The organism is Bradyrhizobium sp. A11, from assembly GCF_042077125.1.
GTDB lineage: Bacteria > Pseudomonadota > Alphaproteobacteria > Rhizobiales > Xanthobacteraceae > Bradyrhizobium > Bradyrhizobium japonicum_B.
The window spans coordinates 5,919,223-5,943,805 of record NZ_CP149509.1 but is presented as its reverse complement, the minus strand read 5'-3'; the positions used below and the strand labels follow the sequence as shown (position 1 = coordinate 5,943,805).

Annotated in this window: 26 protein-coding genes and 1 pseudogene; 9 read left to right on the top strand and 18 right to left on the bottom strand. The window is 65.9% G+C overall.

Annotated elements, in window-relative coordinates:
• Nucleotides 1–4: 4 nt before the first annotated feature.
• Nucleotides 5–1,558 (bottom strand): EAL domain-containing protein, encoded by a 1,554-nt coding sequence (locus WI560_RS27980; RefSeq protein ID WP_375305764.1) that lies wholly within the window; start codon nt 1,556–1,558, stop codon nt 5–7.
• A 274-nt stretch (nt 1,559–1,832) separates the two neighbouring features.
• On the opposite strand from WI560_RS27980, the gene WI560_RS27975 reads away from it, so the two are divergent.
• A complete protein-coding gene (locus WI560_RS27975) occupies nt 1,833–2,672 on the top strand; it encodes a class I SAM-dependent methyltransferase (RefSeq protein ID WP_375305763.1) in 840 nt (279 codons plus the stop codon).
• A gap of 65 nt (nt 2,673–2,737) precedes the next feature.
• Here the strand turns inward: WI560_RS27975 and WI560_RS27970 are convergent, their stop codons facing one another.
• The 7 genes from WI560_RS27970 to uvrC all read right to left on the bottom strand — a co-directional run bounded on the left by WI560_RS27970 (nt 2,738) and on the right by uvrC (nt 9,028).
• Nucleotides 2,738–3,868: a YihY/virulence factor BrkB family protein gene (locus WI560_RS27970; RefSeq protein ID WP_375305762.1), complete on the bottom strand. Its 1,131-nt coding sequence runs from the start codon at nt 3,866–3,868 to the stop codon at nt 2,738–2,740.
• Nucleotides 3,868–4,455: a phage holin family protein gene (locus WI560_RS27965; RefSeq protein ID WP_375305761.1), complete on the bottom strand. Its 588-nt coding sequence runs from the start codon at nt 4,453–4,455 to the stop codon at nt 3,868–3,870. The genes WI560_RS27970 and WI560_RS27965 overlap by 1 nt, the downstream gene beginning before the upstream one ends.
• A 92-nt stretch (nt 4,456–4,547) precedes the next feature.
• Nucleotides 4,548–5,507: a 50S ribosomal protein L3 N(5)-glutamine methyltransferase gene (prmB, locus tag WI560_RS27960; protein ID WP_375305760.1), complete on the bottom strand. Its 960-nt coding sequence runs from the start codon at nt 5,505–5,507 to the stop codon at nt 4,548–4,550.
• Nucleotides 5,507–5,989, bottom strand: a complete 483-nt coding sequence (locus tag WI560_RS27955) for a molybdenum cofactor biosynthesis protein MoaE (RefSeq protein WP_375305759.1) — start codon at nt 5,987–5,989, stop codon at nt 5,507–5,509. The genes prmB and WI560_RS27955 overlap by 1 nt, the downstream gene beginning before the upstream one ends.
• A gap of 4 nt (nt 5,990–5,993) precedes the next feature.
• Nucleotides 5,994–6,245: a molybdopterin converting factor subunit 1 gene (gene moaD / locus WI560_RS27950; RefSeq protein WP_375157252.1), complete on the bottom strand. Its 252-nt coding sequence runs from the start codon at nt 6,243–6,245 to the stop codon at nt 5,994–5,996.
• Nucleotides 6,242–6,859: a CDP-diacylglycerol--glycerol-3-phosphate 3-phosphatidyltransferase gene (pgsA, locus tag WI560_RS27945; RefSeq protein WP_028134375.1), complete on the bottom strand. Its 618-nt coding sequence runs from the start codon at nt 6,857–6,859 to the stop codon at nt 6,242–6,244. The genes moaD and pgsA overlap by 4 nt, the downstream gene beginning before the upstream one ends.
• Before the next feature lie 108 nt (nt 6,860–6,967).
• Complete coding sequence (gene uvrC, locus WI560_RS27940; protein WP_375305758.1) at nt 6,968–9,028, bottom strand: excinuclease ABC subunit UvrC; 2,061 nt, start codon at nt 9,026–9,028, stop codon at nt 6,968–6,970.
• A 241-nt stretch (nt 9,029–9,269) separates the two neighbouring features.
• Between uvrC and WI560_RS27935 the strand changes: the two genes are divergently transcribed.
• On the top strand, nt 9,270–9,893 hold the full coding sequence (locus WI560_RS27935; protein WP_375157250.1) for an outer membrane protein: 624 nt from the start codon (nt 9,270–9,272) through the stop codon (nt 9,891–9,893).
• A gap of 98 nt (nt 9,894–9,991) precedes the next feature.
• Here the strand turns inward: WI560_RS27935 and WI560_RS27930 are convergent, their stop codons facing one another.
• From WI560_RS27930 to WI560_RS27915, 4 genes are all read right to left on the bottom strand, one after another.
• Nucleotides 9,992–10,207 carry a cold-shock protein gene (locus WI560_RS27930; protein ID WP_008544396.1) on the bottom strand — a complete coding sequence of 72 codons (216 nt, stop codon included), beginning with the start codon at nt 10,205–10,207 and terminating at the stop codon, nt 9,992–9,994.
• 266 nt (nt 10,208–10,473) lie between these two features.
• Complete coding sequence (locus tag WI560_RS27925) at nt 10,474–11,334, bottom strand: 23S rRNA (adenine(2030)-N(6))-methyltransferase RlmJ (protein ID WP_375305757.1); 861 nt, start codon at nt 11,332–11,334, stop codon at nt 10,474–10,476.
• A gap of 209 nt (nt 11,335–11,543) precedes the next feature.
• On the bottom strand, nt 11,544–12,248 hold the full coding sequence (locus WI560_RS27920) for a ribonuclease T2 (RefSeq protein WP_028134379.1): 705 nt from the start codon (nt 12,246–12,248) through the stop codon (nt 11,544–11,546).
• 118 nt (nt 12,249–12,366) lie between these two features.
• Complete coding sequence (locus tag WI560_RS27915; RefSeq protein WP_028134380.1) at nt 12,367–12,828, bottom strand: hypothetical protein; 462 nt, start codon at nt 12,826–12,828, stop codon at nt 12,367–12,369.
• A gap of 185 nt (nt 12,829–13,013) precedes the next feature.
• Between WI560_RS27915 and WI560_RS27910 the strand changes: the two genes are divergently transcribed.
• Entirely contained in the window at nt 13,014–13,313 is a 300-nt protein-coding gene (locus WI560_RS27910) for a hypothetical protein (RefSeq protein ID WP_028134381.1), read from the top strand.
• 41 nt (nt 13,314–13,354) lie between these two features.
• Nucleotides 13,355–13,883, top strand: a pseudogene (locus tag WI560_RS27905) (DUF3617 domain-containing protein).
• A gap of 66 nt (nt 13,884–13,949) precedes the next feature.
• On the opposite strand, the gene WI560_RS27900 reads toward WI560_RS27905, so the two are convergent.
• The 3 genes from WI560_RS27900 to WI560_RS27890 are packed head-to-tail and all read right to left on the bottom strand — an operon-like array spanning nt 13,950 to nt 16,628.
• Nucleotides 13,950–15,338, bottom strand: a complete 1,389-nt coding sequence (locus tag WI560_RS27900; RefSeq protein ID WP_375305756.1) for an ATP-binding protein — start codon at nt 15,336–15,338, stop codon at nt 13,950–13,952.
• A 19-nt stretch (nt 15,339–15,357) separates the two neighbouring features.
• Entirely contained in the window at nt 15,358–16,089 is a 732-nt protein-coding gene (locus WI560_RS27895; RefSeq protein ID WP_257176499.1) for a response regulator, read from the bottom strand.
• Nucleotides 16,086–16,628 (bottom strand): MarR family winged helix-turn-helix transcriptional regulator, encoded by a 543-nt coding sequence (locus tag WI560_RS27890; protein WP_028134385.1) that lies wholly within the window; start codon nt 16,626–16,628, stop codon nt 16,086–16,088. The genes WI560_RS27895 and WI560_RS27890 overlap by 4 nt, the downstream gene beginning before the upstream one ends.
• A gap of 339 nt (nt 16,629–16,967) precedes the next feature.
• Here WI560_RS27890 and WI560_RS27885 point away from each other — a divergent pair, with 339 nt between their 5' ends.
• The 5 genes from WI560_RS27885 (at nt 16,968) to WI560_RS27865 (ending at nt 21,156) form a co-directional block, all read left to right on the top strand.
• Complete coding sequence (locus tag WI560_RS27885; protein WP_375305755.1) at nt 16,968–18,050, top strand: branched-chain amino acid aminotransferase; 1,083 nt, start codon at nt 16,968–16,970, stop codon at nt 18,048–18,050.
• Between the two features lie 113 nt (nt 18,051–18,163).
• On the top strand, nt 18,164–18,688 hold the full coding sequence (locus tag WI560_RS27880; protein ID WP_375305754.1) for a YegJ family protein: 525 nt from the start codon (nt 18,164–18,166) through the stop codon (nt 18,686–18,688).
• A 40-nt stretch (nt 18,689–18,728) separates the two neighbouring features.
• A complete protein-coding gene (gene hisS, locus WI560_RS27875) occupies nt 18,729–20,249 on the top strand; it encodes a histidine--tRNA ligase (protein ID WP_375305753.1) in 1,521 nt (506 codons plus the stop codon).
• Nucleotides 20,250–20,366: 117 nt separating this feature from the next.
• The gene (locus tag WI560_RS27870; RefSeq protein WP_025033847.1) at nt 20,367–20,570 is read left to right on the top strand and encodes a tautomerase family protein; all 204 of its coding nucleotides are present in this window, start codon (nt 20,367–20,369) and stop codon (nt 20,568–20,570) included.
• Between the two features lie 193 nt (nt 20,571–20,763).
• On the top strand, nt 20,764–21,156 hold the full coding sequence (locus WI560_RS27865) for a thioesterase family protein (protein ID WP_375305752.1): 393 nt from the start codon (nt 20,764–20,766) through the stop codon (nt 21,154–21,156).
• A 98-nt stretch (nt 21,157–21,254) separates the two neighbouring features.
• Here the strand turns inward: WI560_RS27865 and WI560_RS27860 are convergent, their stop codons facing one another.
• The 3 genes from WI560_RS27860 to WI560_RS27850 form a co-directional block, all read right to left on the bottom strand.
• Nucleotides 21,255–22,607, bottom strand: a complete 1,353-nt coding sequence (locus tag WI560_RS27860; RefSeq protein WP_375308929.1) for an NAD(P)H-dependent oxidoreductase — start codon at nt 22,605–22,607, stop codon at nt 21,255–21,257.
• 79 nt (nt 22,608–22,686) lie between these two features.
• Nucleotides 22,687–23,511 (bottom strand): pyrroline-5-carboxylate reductase, encoded by an 825-nt coding sequence (gene proC, locus WI560_RS27855; RefSeq protein WP_375305751.1) that lies wholly within the window; start codon nt 23,509–23,511, stop codon nt 22,687–22,689.
• Between the two features lie 196 nt (nt 23,512–23,707).
• A complete protein-coding gene (locus WI560_RS27850; RefSeq protein WP_257176507.1) occupies nt 23,708–24,208 on the bottom strand; it encodes a YbjN domain-containing protein in 501 nt (166 codons plus the stop codon).
• Nucleotides 24,209–24,583: the final 375 nt, after the last annotated feature.

Here is a 24,583-nt window from a genome sequence, read left to right as displayed (position 1 = left end):
CCGATCAGATGCGGCGCGCCAGCGCCGCGTTGCCGGTGATGCGTTGTGCCGGAGCAGCGGCTGACGCCACGCCAGATGTCGCGCCAGTTGTCGTACCTTGGCTGGGGGGAGCGGAGCCATTGGATCCTTGCGTGTCCTGCGCCTGGTTCGGCGCGGCCCCGCCGGTAGCAGATGCCCCTTCCGGCCGCAATGGTCGGGGCGGCGCGAACAGGAAGCCCTGGCCGAACCGTACGTCATAGTCGAGCAGGTCCACGACCGCGCGCTCGCCCTCGATCCTTTCGGCAATCAGGTCGATGCCGAAACGGCCGAGCAGGTCGGAGAGGTCGGAGGGATGGATGTCCGAGGTCGACGCCTGCCTGGGGTCGAGCAGCAGCGCGGCCGGCACCTTGATGAAGCGCACCCCGCGGTCGGCCAGCTCGCGCGGCTCGATGCGGAGATCCGTGACGTGGTCCATCGAGAAGCGGAAGCCGCGCTGGGCGAGTGCGGCGAGATTCTCGGTCTCGGCCGCGCCGAGATTGCGGAAGGTCGATTGCTTGAACTCCAGCACCAGCGAGGGCGCCAGCGCCCGGTTGGCTTCGAGGAAGTCGAGGCATTGTGCGAAGGTGGTGGAATTTCCGAGCGTTGACGCCGCGACGTTGCAGAACACTCCGACGTCCTTGTTGCGCACCATCAGGCGCCGCAGCACCTGCACACAGCGCAGCATCACCATGTTGTCGATGCGCCCGATCAGCCCCGAAGCCTCTGCGATGCTGATGAACTCCTCGGCTGCGATCAGCTGGTCGCGTTCGTCGCGCAGGCGCGTCACCGCCTCGTAGAACCGCACTTTGCGCTGCGGCAGCGTCACCATCGGCTGCAGGAAGATGTCGATGCGGTTCTCGTCGATGGCATTGCGCAACGTCGCCAGCAACTGAGTCTGGTTGCGCCCGGTGGCCGTCTGAACCGGGTTGGAGGTCGGGGTCTGGATCGCCGGCGCCGGCCGCGGCTGCGCCGAGGGAGGCGGAGGCGGAGGCGGAGGTGAAGGGGCTGCGGCGAGCGGGGGAGGGGCGGCCGGCCGCTCCTCGAACGGCGCAACCAGCTCGATCGGCGCCTCCGGCTCGGACTTCAGCTCGGACTTCAGCTCGGACCTGGCGACCGGGGCGGGCGCCGCCGCGCCGCCGGCCAGCATGTCCTCATGAGCCGACACGGTGGTGGCGAGCTGTCTGACCAATCCGCCGAGCTCGTTGATCTCGCCGACCACCGACTGGATGCGGTCGGAGTTGGTCGAATTGGACGAGGCGATGCGTGCCTCGATCGCGGCCAGCCGGCGGCCGAACTCGGCCACCTGGCGGGCGAGGTCGGCGGTGCCGCGCGACAGATCCGTGATCTGGCCGCCGACGTCGCTGCGGTCACGCAGCCGCATCGACACGGCGTTGTAGAGGATCAGGAAGGTCAGCGCGGTGAGCGCCACGATCGCGGATTCGGTTCCGCTGATGCCGGCGACGGCGTAGAGCACCAGCCCGAGCGAGGCCGCGACCAGAACCATGCAGATGGCGATGAAAATCGTCGAAATGCGAATCATGCCGCGCGTTACGCCTCAAGAGCTGACTGCCTCACCCGGGAAAACACGGGTCGCGTTCGAACCCGTCGCGGCTCATGCTCCCCCAAAGCAATGCATGACCCTAACATCATTGTTGATTCGAGGGGATAGTGACTGTCTGGCGGCCTGCATCAGGCTCGTCGCGGCTCCCATCAGCAAATCAAGGCGCTCTCAGCGCAAAATAACGCTGCTCTCAAGGCCAGCGGACCGCATGCGCCCTATCGTCCCGGCGTTTTCAACCCCAGGAGATTTGCCCATGTCGACATCCGCAGCCCTCAAACAGCCCACATCCCAGCCCGATCTTGCCGCCGTCAAGCAGCGCCAGCACGGTGCCTGGTCGTCGGGCGACTATGCCGTTGTCGGCACCACCTTGCAGATCGTCGGCGAACAGCTCTGTGAGGCCATCGACTTGCGCGCCGGCAGCAAGGTGCTGGACGTCGCCGCCGGCAACGGCAATGCGACGCTGGCCGCGGCGCGGCGCTGGTGTGACGTCACATCCACCGACTATGTGCCGGCGCTGCTCAAGCGCGGCCAGGAGCGCGCGGCGGCGGACCATCTGACGGTCGAATTTCGCGAGGCTGACGCCGAAGCGCTGCCGTTTGCGGACGCGAGCTACGACGTCGTGCTCTCGACCTTCGGCGTGATGTTCACACCCGACCAGGAAAAGGCGGCCTCCGAGCTTGCGCGCGTCTGCAAATCCGGCGGCAAGATCGGACTCGCCAACTGGACCCCGCAGGGTTTCATCGGCCAGCTGTTCAAGACCATCGGCAAGCATCTGCCGCCGCCAGCCGGGGTGAAGTCTCCGGCGCTATGGGGCACGCCGGCGCGGCTCGAGGAGATGTTCAAAAGCCAGGCCTCGGATATTTCGGCCGAGCCGCGCATGTTCGTGTTCCGCTATCGCTCGCCCGAGCACTGGCTCGACGTCTTCAAGACCTTCTACGGGCCGACGCTGAAGGCGTTTGCCGCGCTCGACGAGAGCGGGCAGGCGGCGCTGAGGCGCGATCTCCTGGCACTGCTCGGCGAGTTCAACCGTGCCAATGACGGCACCATTGTCGTGCACAGCGAATATCTGGAAGCCGTCATCACCAAGCGCTGACATGCCGCTCGATCGGGCCGGGTGAGCTCCGGCCCGATCGTCGTCATGGCTAAAATGGCGCGGCGTCAGGCCGGCGCGGCGGCGCCGACGGTGTCGGCCGAGACCGCATCGCGGGTGCCGAGCGGCTTGGGCTGCCCCGCGGTCGTGTCCCTCAGCGTCTGCCGCTCGATCTCCGAATTCAGCTCGGCGCCGAACATGATGACGATCGCCGACATCCACATCCACGTCATCAGGCCGATCGCGGCGCCGAGAGAGCCATAGGTCGCGTTGTAATTGGCGAACTCGGAGAGATACCAGGACAGCAGTGCCGAGCCGGCGATCCAGAGCAGGGCGGCGGTCACCGCGCCGAGGCTCAGCCATTGCCAGCGCGGTGCATCGCGGCTGGGCGCGAAGCGGTAGAGGATCGCGAGCGCCACCAGCAGGACGAGGAACATGAGCGGCCATCGTGCCAGCGCCACGATCAGCTTGCTTTCAGGCGCCATGCCGAGATGATTGAGCGCAAGCGGGAAGGCGACGACAACGCCCACCATCACCAGCAGCGCCACGATGCCGCCGATCGTGAAGGCGAGCGACACCATGTTGAGCTTGATGAAGCTGCGCTTCTCACGCTCCTCATAGGCCACGTTGAGGGCATCAAAGATCGCCTTGACCCCGGCATTGGCGCTCCAGATCGCCAGCAGGAGGCCGAACAGGAAAGTGGCGCCCAGCGTGGTATTGCCGTTCGACACCACGCGCGCCACCTGGTCCTCGACGATCTGGAACGAGCCCTCCGGCAGCATGGTCGCCAGCGTCTGCAGGTTGGCGCTGATCGTGGCGGGATCGGCGAACAGGCCGTAAGAGGAAACCAGCGCCGTGACCGCCGGAAAGATCGCGAGCAGCCCGAAGAATACGACGCCGCCCGCGGTCGCGAGCAGACGGTCCTCGTCGATGCGCTGATAGGTCCGCCAGAAGATATCCTTCCAGCCGGCCCACGGGATCGAGAACGGGCTCTTCGCATGGCGGCCGTGGCCGGGCTGCACGGCCGCGCGCGCCGGGTGTGTTTCCGGCGAATTCGCCTCGCCTTTGCGGTGGTCTGGCGGAGGGCCCGACCCGACCAGGCCCGAGCCCTGAAAGTAACGCTCCGCCGTCAGCACGAACACGGCTGTCGCCGCCACCAGCAGCCAGGAATCGATCTGTTCGGAGCGCCGCACCAGCATCAAGCGTCCAATCGGTGACCGTGCCGCCTGCGGCGCACCGCCGTATACCCCGCCAGTCCAATCGCTGCGAGCATCAGGCCAAGCTGCACGGGCCGGTTGGTGCGAACCGGCCAGGCTCTTGCGCCATGGCGGCGCTCGCCCGGCGCCAGCGGCGCAAGGGGAATCGCGGTCGCGACCTCTTTCACAGCCTCCTTGACCGTTCCGCGGGGAATCCGCGGGGTCGCAATGGCAACGCGCAACCGGCTGGCAAGCGGCACGATCGGCTTGGTTTTGCGGTTCGTCTGCGCCATCGCCACGCCGGCGCAGACCGCCGCCAGCACCAGCAGCACGCCCGCGACGACACCGAAACCCCAGAACTGCCCGTAGCTGATGGCGACCCAGCGGTACAAGGCGATCAGGCCAACGAAGAACGCCGCCATGACGAACAGGCCCGCTGCCGCGAACAGCCCGCCGGCCACGGCGTAAGACGTCACCTTGCCGGTGGCCTGGCTGGTCTGGTCGCGCAGATAGGATTGCGCGGCGCGTTTGACGTGATTGAGCTTCAGCGCCATGCCGGCGCGCAGCAATTCGCCCGATGGCGCGAGCATCTGGACATCCTCCGAGAGCAGCAAAATTCGTTCGGGGGATGAACGTGGCCGAATTTGACTTGTTCCGACCGCGCTCCGTCCATCCCGATGAATCAGCCGAGATCGGCGGCGGCGATCCAGAACACCTCGCCCTCGGACTCCTCGGTGTCGAGCCAGAGCAGCGGCAGGTCCGGGAAAGCCTCGTCGACCAGGTCCCGGCCGCGGCCGATCTCGCAGATCAGCCCGCCGCCCGGCGTCAGGTGATCGGGCGCCTCGCGCAGGATGCGGCGCACCACGTCGAGGCCATCGGCGCCGCCATCGAAGGCGAGCTTGGGCTCGGCCCGGCATTCCGGCGGCAGCGCGGCCATGCCTTCGGCATCGACGTAAGGCGGGTTGGTGATGATCAGATCGTACCTGCTGTCACCGAGGGGAGCGAACAGGTCGCCGCGATAGAGGCTGATCCGCTCCTCGAGCCCGTAGTCGCCGACATTGCGGGCGGCGACTTCGAGCGCGCCCTTGGAGATGTCGACGGCATCGACAACGGTATTCGGGAAATGATGCGCGGCGAGGATGGCGAGGCAGCCCGACCCCGTGCAGAGATCGAGCACGCGCCCGACGGCGGTGGGATCGTCGATCAGCGAGCCTGCCTCGCCATCGCCGCCGAAATGCGAATCCAGGAGCTCGCCGATGAAGGAGCGCGGAACGATGACGCGCTCGTCGACATAGAAGGGCAGGCCGCGCATGTAGATCTTGTTGACCAGATAGGCCGCCGGTTTGCGCGTGGTCACGCGCTGGTGGATCAGATCGAGGACGGTCCTGCTTTCCGCGGCCGTGACGCGCGCGCTGGCGAAGCTCTCGAGCTGTTCGGGATGCAGATGCAGCGCCTCGCAGACCAGAAAGGCGGCTTCGGCGACCGGATCCGTCGTGCCGTGGGCAAAAGCGAGCTTGGCCTCATTGAAGCGGCTCACCGCATAGCGGACGAAATCGAGCAGCGTGAGCAGCTCGCCGCGCCCCACTTTCGCGAGCTTTGGCGCGGCGCGCCCGCGCGCGGTCTTCTTGGATGCTCTTGCCATCAGGATTTGGTCCAGCGTGCGGCGGCTTCGTCGTCACGGGCCTGGGCTTCGACCCAGCCGGTGCCGGTGGCGCTCTCTTCCTTCTTCCAGAACGGCGCGTTGGTCTTGAGGTAATCCATCAGGAACTCGGCCGCCTGGAACGCGGCCTGGCGATGCTGCGAGGCGGTCAGCACCAGCACGATGTTCTGGCCCGGCATGAAGCGGCCGACACGGTGGATCACCGTGACGCCGTTGAGCGGCCAGCGCGAAACGGCTTCGTCGGCATGACGCCCGATCTCTTCCTCGGCCATGCCGGGATAATGCTCGAGCGTCAGCGCCGCGACCTTGGCGCTGTCGTCATCAGCGCGGCAGATGCCGGAGAAGCTCACGACCGCACCGATGTCGGTACGGCTCCGGGTCAGCACCGCGATCTCGCGGGCGATGTCGAAATCGTCTTCCTGAATCCGGATGGTGACGGGGCAGGTGGCGACAGCGGAGGTCATGGGCCTAGCCGCCGGTCATCGGCGGGAAGAACGCGATCTCGCGGGCCCCGGCGATCGCGGCGTCCGACTTGACGTGGGCGTGGTCGATGGCGGCGCGGATCACCTTCGGCTTCTCGAATGCGTAGGCATAGGCCTCGCTCTGGCCGGACAGCCAGGCGATCAGCTCCTCGACGGTACGCACGGTCGGCGGCGGCTCGATGGTCTCCTCCGCCTTGCCGACGCGCTCGCGCACCCAGGCAAAATACTTCACCTTCATCCCTCGTCCTCCTTGATGAGGTGATGGATGCCGGCGCGGAAATAATCGTAGCCGGTGTAGATGGTCACGATCGCCGAGGCCCACAGCAGCGCCAATCCGATCATCGAGACCACGGGCACCACCTCGTCGCCGGCAGGTCCGGCGAGCAGGAAGCCGATCGCGACGAGCTGGACCGTGGTCTTCCACTTCGCAAGCTTGGTCACGGGTACGCTGACGCGGAGCGCGGCGAGATATTCGCGCAGGCCCGAGACCAGGATCTCGCGGCACAGGATCACGATGGCGGCCCACAGCGACCAGCCATGGATGATGCCGTCGGCGGCCAGCATCAAGAGGCAGGAGGCGACCAGCAGCTTGTCGGCGATCGGATCCAGCATCCGGCCGAAGGCCGATTGCTGATTCCAGATTCGCGCATAATAGCCGTCGAGGTAATCGGTGACCGCGGCCGCGATGAAGAGGGCGACCGCGACCCAGCGCAGCCACAGCGGCTGATCCAGAATCGACTGCGCATAGATGCACCCGACCACGACCGGGATCGCGGCGATCCGGCCATAGGTCAGGAGATTGGGGAGGGACATCGCGCGGCTGGTGGTCCCTCGTGTCGTGGCGATGTTCATCCGTCCTACCAATACCGCTGCAGCCTGAAGGTCAACCGTTCCGCTCCCCAGATGGGGTGCGGGATGCGACGACGATATGACCGAGGCTACCTTTGGGTCCCCTTTAGTTCATCCCGGCTGGGGATGGAAATACTCGAAAATCCTGCGCGCGCTCTCGGCGCTCACCCCTGGAACCTTGCCGAGATCGGCGATCGACGCGCGCTCGATCTCCTTCAGGGTCCCGAAATGATGCAGCAAGGCACGTTTGCGTGACGGGCCGATGCCCGGAATCTCCTGCAAACCGGCCTCGCGGATGTCCTTCTTGCGCAGCTTGCGGTGCGAACCGATGACGAAGCGGTGGGCCTCGTCGCGCAGACGCTGGATGAAATAGAGCACGGGGTCGCGCGGCTCCAGCTTGATGGCCTCGCGTTCGGGCATGAACAAGGTCTCGCGGCCGGCATCCCGGTCCGGACCCTTGGCCACCGACATCAGCGACACCTGGCTCAGGCCGAGATTGGCGAAGATCTCGCGGACGGCGTTGAGCTGGCCGCGACCGCCGTCGATGATGACGAGGTCGGGCCATTGCGGAAAATCGTCGTCCTTGGCCTTGGTGCCGGCATCCTCCGGCGGATTGATCAGGCGCTTGAAGCGCCGCTCCAGCACCTCGCGCATCATGGCGAAGTCGTCGCCGGGCGTGATCCCTTCCGACTTGATGTTGAACTTGCGATACTGGTTCTTCACGAAGCCGTCGGGCCCGGCGACGATCATGGCGCCGACCGCATTGGTGCCCTGGATATGGCTGTTGTCGTAGACCTCGATGCGCTTCGGGACTTGGGGCAGGCTCAGCGTCGCGGCCATGGCCTCCAGCAGCCGGCTTTGCGTGGCGGTGTCGGCGAGCTTGCGGCCGAGCGCCTCGCGCGCATTGGTCAGCGCGTGGATGACCAGCTCCTTCTTCTCGCCGCGCTTGGGCGCGGTGACCTCGACCTTGTGGCCGGCCTTGATCGCCAGCGCATTGGCGAGCAGCTCGCTCTCCTCGATCTCGTGCGAGAGCAGGATGTTCCTGGGCGGCGGCTTGTCGTCGTAGAACTGCGCGAGGAAGGAGCCGAGCACCTCTTCGGGGGTGAACGACTTCTCCGCGCGCGGAAAGTAGGCGCGGTTGCCCCAGTTCTGGCCGGTGCGGAAGAAGAACACCTCGACGCAGGAGAACCCGCCTTCCTGGTGGATGGCGAACACGTCGGCTTCCTCGACCGTGCGCGGATTGATGCCCTGCTGCGACTGGATCGCCGAGAGCGCCGCGAGGCGGTCGCGGTACAGCGCGGCGCGCTCGAACTCGAGCTCACCCGCCGCCTTCTCCATCTCGCCGGCAAGCTCCTGCTTCACCGCGTGGCTCTTGCCGGACAGGAAGTCGCTCGCCTCGCGCACCAGCGTGGTGTAGCCGCCGAAGTCGATCTCGCGGGTGCAGGGGCCGGCGCAGCGGCGGATCTGGTAGAGCAGGCAGGGCCGGGTTCGGCTCTCGAAGAAGGAATCGGTGCAGGAGCGGATCAGGAACGCGCGCTGCAGCGCCGTGATGGTGCGGTTGACCGCCCCGGCGGAAGCGAACGGACCGAAATAGCGGCCGGGCCGGCTCTGCGCGCCCCGATGTTTCAGGATCTGCGGCGCCCAATGGTCGCCGGTGATCAGGATATAGGGAAACGACTTGTCGTCGCGCAGCTGCACGTTGAAACGTGGCCGCAGCTGCTTGATGAGGTTGGCCTCCAGCAGCAGCGCTTCGGTCTCGGTGTTGGTCGAGACGATCTCCACCGTCACGGTGGCGGCGATCATGCGCAGGATGCGCGCCGGCTGCGGCGCGCTCTGGCGCGCATAGCTCGACAGGCGTTTCTTGACGTTCTTGGCCTTGCCGACATAGAGCACGTCGGCATTCGCGTTGAGCATGCGATAGACGCCGGGCGAGGTCGGGGCGAGGCGGACCGCGCGCTCGATCGCCTCATGGCCGGTCGCCAGCGGCTCCTCGCCGACCGCGCCGCTCTCCTCCAGGATATCAGGCAGCCGCGAATCATCCTCGTCGTCGCCGCCCGGGGCGGCGGGATCGACGTCCGGCGCCGTCAACGCCTCCGGCGGCACGTCGCTCGCGGCAGCGCGGGGCAATTTGCGCGCGCGATCGTCCGGATTGTCGGTGGAATCGTGAACCATGGGGCGAATTTAGGCGCTCGGGGTGCCGATTTGAAGTTCCGGCCGCGCGGCACGCACAGGACGGCGGCGGTAACGCTTCCTTAAGTCTGTTAACAGCGCGGTAACCCGGCTTAACAGCCCTTTAAGCTAAAACTCTCGATAAATCCTACGCGAAAAAGTGGTGGTTCCGTAACCATGCGGTTTGCCTCGCGCGGCAAGCGCAGGCGCCGCAGCGGCGACGGCAGTTGCGTTGGAGTGTGTGATGAAGAGGCTCGTTGTGGGCGCGGCCGCGTTGGTTGCAGCCGGCTGGACAGCTTCGGCAGAGGCCGCCGATCTCAATTACGGGCAGCGCGCCCCCTATACCGTCAACCAGCCGCTCAATGCCTATAGCTGGGCGGGTCCCTATCTCGGCGGCAACATCGGCTACGAATGGGGCTCGGTCGACAACAATCCCTCGAAGCCGTCGGGCTTCGTGGGCGGCGTGCAGGCCGGCTACAATTTCCAGAACGGCCCTTGGGTGTTCGGTGTCGAGGGCGATATCCAGGCCAGCGGTGCCGACGACACTTTCGCGCCGTGGAAGTTCTCCAATCCGTGGTTCGGCACCCTGCGCGGCCGCGCCGGCTACGCCTTCAACAACGTGCTGTTCTACGGCACCGCGGGCCTTGCGTTCGGCGAGCTGCGTGGACAGACCTTCGGCTGGGCGGAATCGCACACCACCGCCGGCTGGACCATCGGCGGCGGCGCGGAAGTTGGCCTCACTTCGAACTGGAGCGCCAAGCTCGAATATCTCTACATCGACCTGTCGACCAGCCAGTTCGCAATTACGGGGGTGTCAAACGGCTATAGCGCCAGCGTCGTTCGCGCAGGCGTGAACTATCGCTTCTGATAGCTGAAGAAGAAAATACCGGACAACACCTTCCCGGCCGCTCGCGGCCGGGATTTTTTTGCGCGAAATATTGCGCGGCGTGCTTTGCGTCAGGCCCGCTAGGAAAGGATGACCAGGTTGACCGCCTTCGGTCCCTTCCCCTTCTTGTCCGGCTCGACTTCGAAAGTAATGCGCTGTCCTTCCGCAAGGTCCTTCAGTCCGGCCCGCTCCACAGCAGTAATGTGCACGAAGACGTCGCGGCCGCCGTCGTCAGGCTTGATGAAACCGTAGCCGCGTTCGCCGTTGAAAAACTTGACCGTTCCCGTCATGGCCATCGGGAAACTCCCCCTCATTGCTCCTCCGCCGCGACGCAGACTCACGTCGCGACATGACCGGGCCTTACGAAGCCCGGGAGAGCTGGCCATCCTTGGACGGACAATGACGGTCCGGCCGGATCTTTCTTAGGCCTTCACTCCGCCGCAACCATTCGCGGAAGCGGAACGTAAAGCCAGTCACAGAAACAGCATAATACGGTTCTCTGCGGATTGACTACCGCTCCTGCATATTTTTCCCAAGAATGCCGGAGTGTTACGGCTTTGCTTTAGGGCTTGGGTACCTCCAATCGGAATCTGGCAGCGCCGCCTTGGCCGAGCGGCATTTCCAGCTCGGGCAGGATGGTCTTGAGCTCGCCCTGCAGCGTGTAGGGCGGGTTGACGATCAGCAGCCCGGCAGAGGAAAGAGCCCCGCCATCGAGCTGGGGCGCGACGCTGAATTCGAGGCGCAGGCATTTTCCGGGTGGTTTTGCTGCGGCTGCGAGCCGTGCCACTGTCTGGGCCAGCGTGTCGGTGGCACGCCGGCTCTTGGCCGGATACCAGATGACATAGATACCGGTCGGCCATTTCGCGAAGGCGGTGGAGAAGGCTTCGCCCAACCGCTCGAACTCGTCCTTGGCCTCGAACGGCGGATCGATCAGCACGAGGCCGCGCCGCTCCTTCGGCGGCACGAAGGCCGGCAGTGCCACCCAGCCGTCGAGGTCGACCACGCGGGCCTGTTCGTCGCGGCGCAGCACGCCGATCAGCGCCTTCCGCGCCTTCGGCTCGAGCTCGCAGGCCACCAGCCGGTCCTGCGGCCTGAGCAGGCCGCGCGCGATCAGCGGCGAGCCCGGATAGGCCTTGAGCTCCCCCTTCGGATTGTAGGCGCGCACGATGTCGAGATAGGGCTTGGTCAGCGCCGCGCTCTCGTTCGACAAACGGGCCTGCATCAGCCGCGCGATGCCGGTGAGCCATTCGCCGCTCCGGCGCGCCTCTTCGCTGTCGAGATCGTAGAGGCCGGCTCCGGCATGGGTATCGATGACGCGGAACGGACCCGGCTTGTCCTGCAGATAGGTGATGATGCGGGCCAGCACGATGTGCTTGATGACATCGGCGAAGTTGCCGGCGTGGAAGGCGTGGCGGTAGTTCATGCAACAGCACTACGCCACGCGAGCGCTTGAGCAAAGAGGCGCAATCATGTGTCCCGGACGCGTCGCAGCGTGCAGCGCTGCGACGCTGAGCCGGGACCCAGGGGCCACGGAGGCTAATGCAGCATGGGCCCCGGCTCTGCAGCGCACCGCCGAAGAGGCGTTGCGCTGCGTCCGGGGCACGAGAGAAGGTCGCTGCGCGCAATAATGGATCAACCGCCCCTGATCGGCGGCATCGTCACCTGCTCGCGGCGGCAGGCGCGGCGGTCGGTTTCCTCGCAGGCGCGGAATTGCAGGTCCTTGCTCAGGCAGATGCGGACCTCGGAGAGACGGGTGCGGTTGCAGGTGACGGAGACGGCGGCATTGCTGAGACCGGGGTTGGCCTTGATGAAGGCCTCCTCGACCTCCGCCGGCGCCACCGTCTTGGCCTGCGACAGATCGAGATATTCGGCCGGGATCTTGATCGCGGCGCGCGCTTTGCGGATCGTCTCGAAATAGCTGCGGCCCTCGAGCCCCGAGCAGGTGCCGTGCTTGTCCCATTCGTTGAAGATCAGGCCCGTCGCCGGCATGAGGTCGAGCATCGAGGAGACGATGTTGCGGTTCAGCCGTGGTGCCGGGCGCTGACAATATTCCGGGAAGCCGGCTTCATATTGCGGCCACAGCCCATGCACCACGAACGCATAGGGCCGTCCGCCGCATTGCATCTGGGAACGGCCGCCGCGCTCGGCCGCTTCCTCGCAGAACGAGGGCGACCACGACAGCGCCAGCACATAGAAATCGAACTCGCCCGGTGCGTTCTGCCGCTTGTCCTGGGCCATGGCGTCACCGGCGAACGAGGCCAGGCCGGCGGCCAGGATCAGGGAAAGGGCCAGCGAGATCACTAGGCGAGAGAAGGAATGCAATCCGGGATGAAACATGGCAACGCCCCTCAACTAGACTGTGCAAGGAAGCCTAGCAGGCGAAAAGAACATTTCAAGAACAAAATTCCGGCGACCGCCGTTTGACCGCTGATGGCCGACGCAGGGTGCCCCGGACTCAAGGCCTGGCGGCGCGGCAGGCCGGATTGTAGGCCCAATTGCGGTCGAGCCCGACCACGCACCATTCGACGCCGCTGCCGTAGCCGGCGAAGCCACCATCCTCGATGAGCGAGTAGTGCACCTTGCGCACCTTGCCGTCGGTGAGCATGGCGTCAGCGCTGCAATAGCGGCGCGGGATGTTGTCGGACTGCCAGGGCCGGAACGCGGTCTCGTGAACGGCGGAGAAGCCGGTGATCTTCAACGAGGAATTCCAGAACGTGCTTTCCTTTTCCCAGAACTGGGTCGCGATCGTCGGCAGCGCCCGGTCGCAACCGGCGACGGCGCCGTCATAGCGCGGTCCGCTGAGCCAGAAATTCATCTCCAGCGGATTGGCGGCCCTGGCCTCGCCGAGCGACACCGCCCCGAGCATGAGGCCGAGCACGGCGGCATAGCGGAACGATTTCAGGGAGGGGGCGCGCATGGACAATCCGGACAGCTAAGGTCTTGCGAAGGTCGGACGGTGCCGCGAAGGCCAGGGGAGGTCAAGTGCAGCGCGGCAACACTTCGCCAGGACTTGACCACAAGGTCGCGGTCGGCACGGCTTCGGTTCTTTCCACTTCCATCCCGGCACCGTAGACTGGCGGCCAGCCAATTGGAGTGACGGGAATGCGAATCATTGCGGCCGCGGGTCTTCTCGCCAGCCTGGTTGCCTCGGGTATGACGGCGAGCCAGTCGGCGCGTGCCGACTATGTGCCGCCGTTCAAGGGCAACGACACCGGCGGCATCATCGCCTATTCGATGGCCACCCAGGTCGATGCCCGGCAGGTCGCGGTCGATCACTGCGCGCGCTACGGCAAGGTGGTCAAATTCCTGGGCGTGCAGGCTTATGAGGGCGGCTACATCTCGTTCTCCTGCCGCTGGGTGCCCTACGGCGCCGCCGAGCAGCCGATCCGCACGCTCTACTGAGGCGTTGTCGTAACGTCGTAATCTCTCAGTTCGGAGACCCCATGACGCGCAAACTCGCTTTGCTCGGCTCGGTGCTTTGCCTCGCGGTGACGGCGGGCAGCGCCAGCGCCGACGATCTACCGGTGCGCAAGGCCGGCCTCTGGGAAATGAAGCTGGCCACCTCAGGCTCGCCCGTGCCCGAGATGACCATGCAGCATTGCACCGACGAGACCGTCGACAAGGAGATGAGCAACAACGTCTCCCCGATGGCCAAGCAGATCTGCGCCAAGCAGGAGATCAAGAAGACCGCCACCGGCTATGTCAGCGATTCCGAGTGCAGTGTCGCCGGCGTCAACACGACCGCACGCCGAGATCACGGGCGATTTCAACTCGGCCTATACGGTGAAGACGACATCGCACGCGAAAGGCGGCGCCGCCGGCGCTGCGGGGCGCGAGACGACCATGACGCTGCAAGCAAAATGGCTGGGGGCGTGCAAGCCGGACCAGAAGCCCGGCGACATCGTGATGCCCGGCGGCTTCAAGATGAACGTGCGCGACATGGACAAGCTGAAGGCGCTGCTGCCGAAGTAGGGTGAGTAGTCGCTCGGAAGTTGGTGCGCTCCCTCGCCCCGTTCTTACGGGGAGAGGTGAAGCGACCTACACCGGGATCCGCACGCTCGCCCGCAATCCGCCCATCGGGCTGTCGCCGAGCGTGATGTCGCCGCCGTGGGAGCGGGCGATGTCGCGGGCGATGGCAAGGCCAAGGCCGGTGCCGCCTTCGTCCTGGTTGCGGGCGTTGTCCAGCCGCAGGAACGGCTTGAACACTTCTTCGCGCAAATGCGCAGGGATGCCCGGGCCGTCGTCGTCGACCGTCACGGTCAAATAACGGTGATCGCGCTGGCCGGTGATGGCGATGTTCTTGCCGTAGCGCGCCGCGTTGGTGACGAGGTTGGCGAGGCAGCGCTTGAACGAGGCCGGCTTCACCGTCACCACCGGCAGGCCGTGGAAGGCGACGGTCGCGGTGTGGCCATGGCGCTCGGCATCGCTGCGCAGCTCCTCCAGCGCCTGCGCCATGTCGGTCGGCTGCGACTGCTCGCCGGAATCGCCGCGCGCGAAGGCGAGGTAATCCTCCAGCATCATCGACATCTCGTCGACGTCCTTGCGCATGCCTTCGAGCTCGGGGCTGTCGCCGATCAGCGCCAGCTCGAGCTTGAAGCGGGTCAGGATGGTGCGCAGATCGTGGCTGACGCCGGCGAGCATCGCGGTGCGCTGCTCCATGGTGCGCTCGATGCGCGATTTCATCTCGAGGAAGGCGACGGAGGCGCGCCGCACCTCGCGCGCGCCGCGCGGGCGGAAGTTCGGCGCCTCGCGGCCCTTGCCGAAGCTTTCGGCGGCGTCGGCAAGCCGCAGGATCGGCTTGATCTGGTTGCGCAGGAACAGCACCGCGACGATCAGCAGGATAGAGGACGTGCCGACCATCCAGAACAGGAAGATCTCCGAGTTCGAGGCATAGGCGGCGCTGCGCTGTGCGAACACGCGCATCACGGCATCGTCGAGCTGGATGCGGATCTCGACGAGGTTGGAGCGGCCGACCGTGTCGATCCAGAACGAGCGTCCGATCTGGCGGCCGAGCTGCACCGACAGGGTCTGGTCGAGCAGCGAGAAGAACGGCTTCGGCCCCGGCGGCGGCATGTCGCCGGCGGGCAGGAAATCGACCACAAGGCCGAGCCGCTGCTGGGCGATGCGGCGGATCTGGTCGCGATCCCGGTCCTGCGGATAGCCCTTGTAGACGTCGATCAGGGCGGCGATGTCCTGCACCACCGCGGCCGAGAGACGGCGCGTCACCGTGTTCCAGTGCCGCTCCATGAACACGAAGGCGACGACCGATTGCAGCACCACCATCGGCACGATCATGATGAGGAGCGCGCGGGCGTAGAGGCCGGTCGGCATCCAGCCCTTGAACGCGTTGCCCATCCAGCCATTGGCGGCGGAGACGCGGCCGGCGGCGCTCTTCAGAAGCGTCAGGCCGGTATCGATCGTGCTCATCTGGCGCGCTTCACTTGATTTATGGCGAGGCCACCAGCCGGTAGCCGATGCCGCGCACCGCCTGGAGGAACAGCGGATTGGCGGGGTCGGTCTCGATCTTGCGACGGAGGCGGTTGATCTGCACGTCGACGGCGCGCTCGTTGACGCTGCCATTGCCGGTCAGCGCGCTGCGCGGCACGGTCTCGCCCGGCGTCTCCGAGAGAATGCGCAGCATCTCGCGCTCGCGGTCGGTGAGGTGGATGACCTCCTCGCCCTGGCGCAGCTCGCCGCGCTCGAGGTGGTAGATGTAGGGACCGAAGGCGATCTTCTCGATCGTCGTGGCCTGCGGCGGCGGGGCGGCGCGCTTGAGGATGTTGTTGATGCGCAGCGCCAGCTCGCGCGGCTCGAACGGCTTTGCCACGTAGTCGTCGGCGCCGATCTGCAGGCCCTCGATGCGGGCCTCCGCCTCGTGCCGCGCCGTGAGCATCACGATCGGCACCGAGGAGGATGTGCGGATGAAGCGGGCGAGATCGAAGCCGGTCTCGCCGGGCATCATCACGTCGAGGATCAAGAGGTCGAAATGCAGACCCAGCAATTTCGATCGTGCATCGCCGGCGCTCGCGGCGGTGGTGACGCGGTAGCCCTCGCCGGCAAGGAAGCGCGAGAGCAGATCGCGGATGCGGCGGTCGTCGTCGACCAGCAGCAGATGCGGCGCGTCGTCGGCAGGGCGCGCCGGCGGGCGGGCGAGAGTGGCAGCGAGCGACACGGTCACTCCTTGGTGGTTTGATTGACGGAAGCGAAGATGGTCTCGAGCACCTTGTCCGGATCGTCCCGATCGATCATCGCGCGCAGGAAGCGCTTGACCGTCTCGGCGTCCTGCGGACCGATCTCGGCGAGCGCCTTGGTGATCCGCGTGGTCTGCAGCCCGGCGAGCTTCTGCACCAGCGCCTCGCCTTTCGGCGTCGCATAGAGCAGGCGCTGGCGGCGGTCGTTGTCACCGGTCTTCTGCACGATGTAGCCCTCGTCCAGGAGCTGCTTGAGCACGCGGCCGAGCGATTGCTTGGTGATGCGCAGGACGTCGAGCAGGTCGGCGACCTTGAGGCCGGGATAGCGGTAGACGAAGTGCATGACCCGGTGATGGGCCCGGCCGAAGCCGAAAGCCTCCAGCTCCTGGTCAGGATCGCCGACGAAATCGCGATAGGCGAAGAACAGCAGCTCGATGATATCCCAGCGCAAATTGCCTCCATCGCCTGCCGCCGGCCGGGGCTCGGCGGCGTCTTCAGCGGGACTCGCGAAATTTATGTCAGGCATATTGACGTATCTTGGGTTCAATGTTACAAAACGATCAGCCCGCACGAAATTTTAGGTCGTTTCGCGGCGGGCGGCATCGAAGCGGGACGGCGGAAAGAGCCGGACAGGCGACGACGGCCGGATCAGATCTACCGTGCGATTGTCGAGCGGCATTTCGGCAAAACATACTGGACTTCCGCCTCCCGCAAAAGCATGTCCTCAACGACATGCTGGCCACGGGAAACCGGCCGTAACAAGGCTGGCGACGGGGTCCGGCCAGAAACCAATCAAGCCGGCCGGCCCCGACGGGGCGGGCGGGCGTGAGAAACAGCGCCGTTACCGGCAGCGGGAGCCAAGGACATGAGCATGACATTCGACATCCAGCCCGCAACCCATCCGACGCCCGAGAAGGACCGCGTCGCCAAGCTGGTCGACCCCGGCTTCGGGCGGGTCTTCACCGATCACATGGCGATCGTCCGCTACAACCAGGCCAAGGGCGGCTGGTACGAGGCGAAGATCGAAGCGCGCGCCAATTTCCAGCTCGATCCGGCCGGCGCCGTGCTGCACTACGCGCAGGAGATCTTCGAAGGCCTGAAGGCTTACAAGCGCGACGATGGCGGCGTGAACCTGTTCCGGCCCGACGCCAATGCGCGCCGCTTCAGGGATTCCGCCGACCGCATGGCGATGGCGCAGCTGCCCGAGGACGTCTTCATCGAGGCGGTCGAGCAGGTCGTGCGCATCGACCGCGCCTGGATGCCGGGCGGCGAGGGCAGTCTCTATCTGCGTCCCTTTATGATCGCGAGCGAGACCTTCCTCGGCGTCAAGCCGTCGTCCGAATACATCTTCTCGGTCATCGCCTCGCCGGTCGGCTCCTATTTCAAGGGCGGCCCTGCGCCGGTCTCGATCTGGGTGTCGGAGAACTACACGCGCGCCGCGGTCGGCGGCACCGGCGCGGTCAAATGCGGCGGCAATTATGCTGCCAGCCTGCGCGCGCAGGCGGAGGCGATGCAGCACGGCTGCGATCAGGTCGTCTTCCTCGATGCGATCGAGCGCCGCTACGTCGAGGAGCTCGGCGGCATGAACATCTTCTTCGTGTTCGACGACGGCTCGCTCTCGACCCCGCCGCTCGGCACCATCCTGCCCGGCATCACCCGCGATTCCATCATCACGCTCGCCCGCGATGCCGGCAAGACCGTGCGCGAGGAGCCGTATTCGCTCGAGCAGTGGCGCAAGGATGCCGCCAGCGGCCGGCTGAAGGAAGCCTTTGCCTGCGGCACCGCCGCCGTGATCTCGCCGATCGGCAAGGTGCGTTCGGTCAGCGGCGATTTCGAGATCTCGGGCGGCGCCGCCGGCCCCGTCGCCATGGGCCTGCGCAAGCAGCTCGTCGACATCCAGTACGGCCGCACCAACGATCCGCACAACTGGATCAGGAAGGTGTTTTGAGTGTCTCCCTCTCCCCGCAAGCGGGGAGAGGCGAAAGGCCGACACCATGAACGCCCCGCCTCGATCCCGCGACAAAGCCCAGGAAACATCAAGTCATCCTGGACATCGCACTCATGGCAACCAGACTCCCCCAGCCCATCAAATGGGTCGTTCTCGCCGCAATCACCGGCATCTCGGTGTTCGGCATCCTGACGATCGGCCCCACGCACGAGGTTGTCGCGCAAGACCGCTCGCCGATCGTCGACGTGCGCACTGGCGATCCCGAGATGAATGCAGCGATGGCGCGGGCCCGCGGCACGCTGCCGGCCTTCTGGGCCTCCTACGAGGCACAGAAGCCGTCCGAAACCGGGCACGCCCTGAAGGTGCGCTTTGCGACCCGCAAGGGCGGCGAGCACATCTGGATCGGCGAGGTGAAGAAGCAGCCCGGCGGGACCTTTACCGGCCAGTTTGCCAACCAGCCCCGCGATCTGCCGGGCAAGCATGCCGGCGACAAGGTTTCGTTCACCGAGGCCGACATCTCCGACTGGATGTTCATGCGCAACGGCAAGATCGTCGGTGGCGAAACCATCAAGCCGACGCTGAAATCGCTGCCGAAGGCGGACGCCGATGCGCTGCGGGCGCGGATGGAGCAGCCGTAGGGCAGTTGCCGCCTCGCGCCCCGGCTGGTAAACGCCGCGCATGGCCGAGAAACCCAAAAAATCCCAGAAACTGAAGGCGCGTCTGCCGCGCGGGCTCGAGGATCGCGATCCCGCCGCGATCCGGGCGACGCGCGAGATGGTCGAGAAGATCCGCGCCGTCTACGAGCTCTACGGCTTCGAGCCGGTCGAGACGCCGGCGATGGAATATACCGACGCGCTCGGCAAGTTCCTGCCCGACCTGGACCGTCCGAACGAGGGCGTGTTCTCGTTCCAGGACGACGACGAGCAGTGGATCAGCCTGCGCTATGACCTGACCGCGCCGCTGGCCCGCTATGTCGGCGAGCGCTACGGCACCGACGCGCTGGTCCTTCCCTATCGCAGCTATCGCGTCGGCTATGTCTTCCGCAACGAGAAGCCGGGCCCCGGCCGCTTCCGCCAGTTCATGCAGTTCGATGCCGACACGGTCGGCTCGGCGACCCCGGCGGCGGACGCCGAGATTTGTATGATGGCCGCGGACACTATGGAAGCGCTCGGCATCGCGCGCGGCCAGTACGTGGTCAAGGTGAACAACCGGAAAGTGCTCGACGGCGTGCTGGAAGCCATTGGGCTCGCGGGTGAGGAGAACGCGGCGCGCCGGCTGACGGTGCTGCGCGCGATCGACAAGCTCGACAAGTTTTCCGCCGACGAGGTGCGCAAGCTGCTCGGTCCCGGACGCTGGGACGGCGGCGAAGAAGGCAAGGGCGACTTCACCAAGGGCGCCAATCTGAGCGAAGCCGAAGCCGACGTCGTTCTCGCCATCACAAAGCCGCGCGACGACTGGAAAGAGGCCGTTGCCGCCGCAGACACCTACCTCGCCAAGAGCCCGGTCGGTCAAGCCGGCGTGAGCGAGCTGGAAGAGATTGCCAAGCTGGTCACTGCATCTGGTTACGGCGCAGACCGCATCAAGATCGATCCCTCCGTCGTGCGCGGCCTCGAATATTACACCGGCCCGGTCTACGAGGTTGAGCTCCTGCTCGAGACCAAGGACGAGAAGGGCCGCCCGGTGCGCTTCGGCTCGGTCGGCGGCGGCGGGCGCTATGACGGCCTCGTCTCGCGCTTCCGCGGCGAGCCGGTGCCGGCGACCGGCTTCTCGATCGGCGTGTCGCGCTTGCAGGCCGCGCTGACGCTGCTCGGCAAGCTCGATACCAAGCCGGACTTCGGTCCCGTCGTCGTCACCGTGTTCGACCGCGACCGCGTCGCCGACTATCAGAAGATGGTGGCATCATTGCGCAATGCCGGCATCCGGGCGGAGCTGTATCTCGGCAACCCCAAGAACATGGGCAACCAGCTCAAATATGCCGATCGCCGCAACTCACCCTGCGTGATCATCCAGGGCTCCGACGAGAAGGCGCGCGGCGAGCTGCAGATCAAGGACCTGATCGAAGGCGCCAAGGCGGCCGCCGCGATCGCGTCCAACCAGGAATGGCGCGAGAGCCGCCCGGCGCAGTTCTCGTGCAGCGAAGCCGATCTCGTCGCGAAAGTGCGCGAGGTCCTGGCCCGCCATGACGTAAAGTGGGGATAGCCATTCCGGCTGGCCGCCACGCCCGGGCTTGTCCCGGGCATCCACGTCTTGTTTGATGGGAAGAACGTGAATGGCCGGGACACGCCCGGCCATGACGAAAGCAGCAGGGAGACAACGATGCCTGAGATCACCATCAGCATGGCCGAAGGCCGCACCGACGAGCAGAAGGCCGGCATGATGCGCGACATCACACAGGCGCTGGTGAAGAATCTCGGCGTCGATGCCGATGCCGTCGTCATCCAGATCAACGAAGCCCCGCTCCGCCACAAGATGAAGGGCGGCAAGACCTTCGTGGAACGCGCGGCGGCAGCGAAGAAGTAGCCACTTCTCAAGCGTCAATCACCACTGTCGTCCCGGACAAGCGTCAGCGCCGATCCGGGGTCCATAACCACAGGGAGTGGTTATGGGCAGGTTGGGAACCCCGGGTCTTCGCCAAACTCGATCCGGTGGTTATGGGTTCCGGATCGGCGCGCGCTTAAGGCGCGCTTGTCCGGGACGACATCGAGCAAGACCCATGGACGCACGCGATTTCATCACGATCGGCATGAGCGCCGAGCGCACGCTGGTGGTGCCGGCCGAGCGCACGGTCGGGCATTTCGTGCCCGGCATGCCCTTCGTCTACGCAACTCCGATGATGATCCTGGAGATGGAGATGACCTCGGGCGATGCGATCCGCTCAGCGCTGCAGCCGGGCTGGGTCACTGTCGGCACCGAGGTCGACATCCGCCATCTCGCGGCCGCCCTCGTCGGCGCGACGGTGCGCACCACCGCGAAGGTCGTTGCGGTCGAGCGGCGCGTCATCCGTTTCGAGGTCGAGGCGTTCGAGGGCACGCGCAAGCTCGGCGAGGGCCGCCACGCGCGCGGTCTCGTCAATGTCGAGATGTTCAACAAACGGCTTGGGGCGTAGCGAGGTACGGTGCCGTAAGGTATGCAAAGGCGCAAAGCGCGTGCCCACCAGTGCTCCGTGATGGATACAGATCGTGGACTGCCTGCCCTACGGCACTTCTAGGGCGCTCCCCGCGACGAATAAAGCGCTTCTTGCTCCCTTCGGATGCGCACGGCAGGCAGGGTCTCGTCGATCGCCACATCGGCCCAGGTGACGCAGGAATCCTTTGCGACAGCCCTGGTCAATCGCACATTGTGGGCGAGCCCGAGCGGCAAATACCCCTTTGCAAGTGACGTGCTGGCCGGCGTCAGCTTTCCGAAGACCGTGTAGCCGCCTTCTCCATCCAGCATGTCTCCCGCACGCAGATCCTTCTTGGCGGTCGCCGCAACATCGGCGTTGAACGTCGTTGCGACGCCCGTCGCCTCCTTCCGCAGCCCGATCGAGGCGACCGAAATTCCAAGCTCCAGGCCGATGAGATGCCACTTCTTGTAGGAGCTCATATAGCTGCCGCTCGGATCGGTGACGACGCTGTACTCCTGGAAGCAGTTGCGGATGTACTCGCTGTCGCCTTCGAAGCAGACCCAGACGCCCTTGCGGATGTCGTTGGGGATCGGTTTGCCGTCCGCCGCCAGACAGGATACAACTTCGACTTGGCCCTTGGATTCCAAGACGCCGCCTTCGGAGCGGGGGCGCATCAGCGTCGGGATGTCGTCGACCGATCCCGGCGGGAATGCGAGGCCTTGCGAGGGCGCTGTCAAGCCAGTTGCATTTGCGATCGCGGCGGATTCGATCGCTGGCTTGGAGCCGTCGAGGAATGCGTTGAACATCTTTGGGTTCATGCCGCCGCGCGCGGCTTGCTCGGCTGAGAGGCCCCAATGGTCCCAGACCGTCTCAGGCGTCGACTCCCGATAGTGCGGCAGCCATTTGTGGCCGCGGCCGGCCGCGACGACCGGGAAACCGCAGGCCCTTGCCCAATCGACGAGGTCGCAGGCGAGGGCCGGCTGATCGCCATAGGCGAGGCTGTAAATCACGCCGGCTTGCCTTGCTCTTTGCGCGAGGATCGGTCCGCAGAAGGCGTCGGCCTCGACGGTCACGTTGATGACGGGCTTGCCGTTGGCAAAGGCGCCAAGACAGTGTTCGACCGCCGCGACCGGATTGCCGGTGCACTCGGCGATCACCTCGATGCCGCCGCACTTCACCAGCGCTGCCCAGTCGTCGGTCAGGAACGTCGTGCCATTCTTGAGGGCGTCGTTGAGCGAGGTCGCGGCGAATTGCTCGGAACGCCAGCCGACGCGATTCAGGTTTTCGCGGGCGCGAGACGGCGCAAGGTCGGCAATTCCGACGAGATGGACGCCGGGTGTGCGCAGCACCTGATGAAGGTACATTGCACCGAATTTGCCCGCTCCGATCAGTCCGATCCTGATGGGGCGACCGCCGGCTTGTCGTTCGAGAAGTTTCGCGTAGAGGTTCACGATCGCTCTCCCTGTCGGCAGCAGCCAGGATCGCCTCGCATTCGGACTGCCCGGGGGCCGGGTCCGAACCGCTCTCTGCCTACTTTGCCAATTCCTTCGACCGCTTTGTCGCAGCCGCAATCGCGCGGATCATCAACTCGCGCAGGCCCGGCTCTCCCATCAGCACATTGAGCGCTGCGGCGGTGGTGCCGCCGGGCGAGGTGACGTTCTGGCGTAGCGTGCCGGCGGGCAGCTCGGACTGGTGCAGCAGCTCGCCGGAGCCGGAGACGGTTTGGCGCGCGAGCTTCGTCGCGAGCGCCTCGGGCAGACCCGCTTCGACGCCGGCGCGTGCCAGCTCCTCGGCGAGCAGGAACACATAGGCCGGCCCGGAGCCGGAGACGGCGGTCACCGCGTCCATCAGGCCTTCGTCCTCGACCCATTCGACCGCGCCGGTGGCGCGCAGCAGCGCGTCGGCCAGTGCGCGCTGCGCGGTGCTGACGTCGTTGGCCGCGACGGCGACGGTGATGCCGCGGCCGATCGCGGCCGGCGTGTTCGGCATCGCGCGCACCACGGCGCCGCCGCAGACCTCCTGGAGCGAGGCGATCGTGGTTCCCGCCATGATCGAGACCACCGAGGTCTTGTCCGAGACGAACGCTTTCAACCTGGCGCCGGCCTCGCGGAACATCTGCGGCTTGACCGCGACGACCAGCGTCTCGACGGGGCCTGCCGTCGTCGCATCGGGATTGAGCGCGACGCCCCTGGCGGCGAGCGCGGTGATCTGGGGGGAGAGATGCGGATCGATCACGGCGACGCGGCGCGGGTCGAGCCCGCCCGAGAGCCATCCGGTCAGCATCGCGCCGCCCATCTTGCCGACGCCGGCGAGCAGGATGGTGCCGGTGATGTTTTGAAGGGGGTTGTTTGCCATCGCCGCTGCCACACACTCAGTGTCGTCCCCGCGAAAGCGGGGACCACAGGCGGTTCTAGTGGATCGAGGTGTTGGCAACAAGCCGCGTGCCACGAGGGGCATCACGCGGTATGGATCCCGGATCGGCGCGCGCTTTGGGCGCGCTTGTCCGGGATGACGTAGGGAGGGAGCTGCGGCTCCCCATGCATTGCGAGCCCTACGCCTCTCCGACCGTGTCGAACATCGCGGCGTCCATGGCCTCGGTCGTGGTCTTGCCCGCCCACACCACGAACTGGAACGCGGGGAAATAGCGCTCGCAGGCATGGATGGCGCCGGCAAGCATGGCCTCGCATTGCGCGGTCGAGGCGGTGAGGCCGCCCGGCAGCACCAGGGCCTGGCGGTGCATCACCATGCCGGTGTTGGTCCACAGATCGAAATGACCGACCCACAGCTGCTCGTTGACGGCGGCGACGAGCCGCTGCACCTCGCCGCGGCGCGCGTGCGGAATCTTCATGTCGAAGGCGCAGGCCAGATGCAGCGCCTCGATCTCGCCCATCCAGGTGAAGGAGAGCTGGTAGTCGGTCCATTGTCCCTTCGAGACAATCGTGAGTTCGTCTTCGCCGGAGCGTTCGAACGGCCAGTTGTTGCTGGCAGCGATATCCTCGACCACCGCGAGCGGATGGCTTCTGGAATCGATAGTGCCTTCGAGCAGGGACATGCCGTCTCGACCTCTTGCCTTCTTGTTGTCCTTGATACGCACGCGGTCGGCCCGGCACGCTCTCCCTCAACGTCGCTGCTGCGATCCCTCAGGGTCGCTCTTGCGATCCCCAGGTCGCTGTTGCGATCCCCTCGGATCAGCGCGGGCCTGTCGCGGATCAAGTGATGTGATTTGCGGAATCTGCGCAACGGGGTCCGGAGTCCGTCCACAAGCCAGGACTCGTTCGTCCACAGCTCATCTCCGCCACAATTCTTAACGTCGAAAGCCTCGGATCCCGATCGAGGAGAACAAACCGGAATCGGATTCGGGGGCGCCAATCGTTAATTCCGTCCCGCGAGGGCCGGACCGCCAACAGGACCTCTACGCCGGCATGGG

Bases quoted from the DNA above. Each gene is read 5' to 3' on its own strand.
- WI560_RS27980 (WP_375305764.1), bottom strand. From the start codon at position 1,558: ATGATTCGCATTTCGACGATTTTCATCGCCATCTGCATGGTTCTGGTC.
- WI560_RS27975 (WP_375305763.1), top strand. From the start codon at position 1,833: ATGTCGACATCCGCAGCCCTCAAACAGCCCACATCCCAGCCCGATCTT.
- WI560_RS27970 (WP_375305762.1), bottom strand. From the start codon at position 3,868: ATGCTGGTGCGGCGCTCCGAACAGATCGATTCCTGGCTGCTGGTGGCG.
- WI560_RS27965 (WP_375305761.1), bottom strand. From the start codon at position 4,455: ATGCTCGCGCCATCGGGCGAATTGCTGCGCGCCGGCATGGCGCTGAAG.
- prmB (WP_375305760.1), bottom strand. From the start codon at position 5,507: ATGGCAAGAGCATCCAAGAAGACCGCGCGCGGGCGCGCCGCGCCAAAG.
- WI560_RS27955 (WP_375305759.1), bottom strand. From the start codon at position 5,989: ATGACCTCCGCTGTCGCCACCTGCCCCGTCACCATCCGGATTCAGGAA.
- moaD (WP_375157252.1), bottom strand. From the start codon at position 6,245: ATGAAGGTGAAGTATTTTGCCTGGGTGCGCGAGCGCGTCGGCAAGGCG.
- pgsA (WP_028134375.1), bottom strand. From the start codon at position 6,859: ATGAACATCGCCACGACACGAGGGACCACCAGCCGCGCGATGTCCCTC.
- uvrC (WP_375305758.1), bottom strand. From the start codon at position 9,028: ATGGTTCACGATTCCACCGACAATCCGGACGATCGCGCGCGCAAATTG.
- WI560_RS27935 (WP_375157250.1), top strand. From the start codon at position 9,270: ATGAAGAGGCTCGTTGTGGGCGCGGCCGCGTTGGTTGCAGCCGGCTGG.
- WI560_RS27930 (WP_008544396.1), bottom strand. From the start codon at position 10,207: ATGGCCATGACGGGAACGGTCAAGTTTTTCAACGGCGAACGCGGCTAC.
- WI560_RS27925 (WP_375305757.1), bottom strand. From the start codon at position 11,334: ATGAACTACCGCCACGCCTTCCACGCCGGCAACTTCGCCGATGTCATC.
- WI560_RS27920 (WP_028134379.1), bottom strand. From the start codon at position 12,248: ATGTTTCATCCCGGATTGCATTCCTTCTCTCGCCTAGTGATCTCGCTG.
- WI560_RS27915 (WP_028134380.1), bottom strand. From the start codon at position 12,828: ATGCGCGCCCCCTCCCTGAAATCGTTCCGCTATGCCGCCGTGCTCGGC.
- WI560_RS27910 (WP_028134381.1), top strand. From the start codon at position 13,014: ATGCGAATCATTGCGGCCGCGGGTCTTCTCGCCAGCCTGGTTGCCTCG.
- WI560_RS27900 (WP_375305756.1), bottom strand. From the start codon at position 15,338: ATGAGCACGATCGATACCGGCCTGACGCTTCTGAAGAGCGCCGCCGGC.
- WI560_RS27890 (WP_028134385.1), bottom strand. From the start codon at position 16,628: ATGCCTGACATAAATTTCGCGAGTCCCGCTGAAGACGCCGCCGAGCCC.
- WI560_RS27885 (WP_375305755.1), top strand. From the start codon at position 16,968: ATGAGCATGACATTCGACATCCAGCCCGCAACCCATCCGACGCCCGAG.
- WI560_RS27880 (WP_375305754.1), top strand. From the start codon at position 18,164: ATGGCAACCAGACTCCCCCAGCCCATCAAATGGGTCGTTCTCGCCGCA.
- hisS (WP_375305753.1), top strand. From the start codon at position 18,729: ATGGCCGAGAAACCCAAAAAATCCCAGAAACTGAAGGCGCGTCTGCCG.
- WI560_RS27870 (WP_025033847.1), top strand. From the start codon at position 20,367: ATGCCTGAGATCACCATCAGCATGGCCGAAGGCCGCACCGACGAGCAG.
- WI560_RS27865 (WP_375305752.1), top strand. From the start codon at position 20,764: ATGGACGCACGCGATTTCATCACGATCGGCATGAGCGCCGAGCGCACG.
- proC (WP_375305751.1), bottom strand. From the start codon at position 23,511: ATGGCAAACAACCCCCTTCAAAACATCACCGGCACCATCCTGCTCGCC.
- WI560_RS27850 (WP_257176507.1), bottom strand. From the start codon at position 24,208: ATGTCCCTGCTCGAAGGCACTATCGATTCCAGAAGCCATCCGCTCGCG.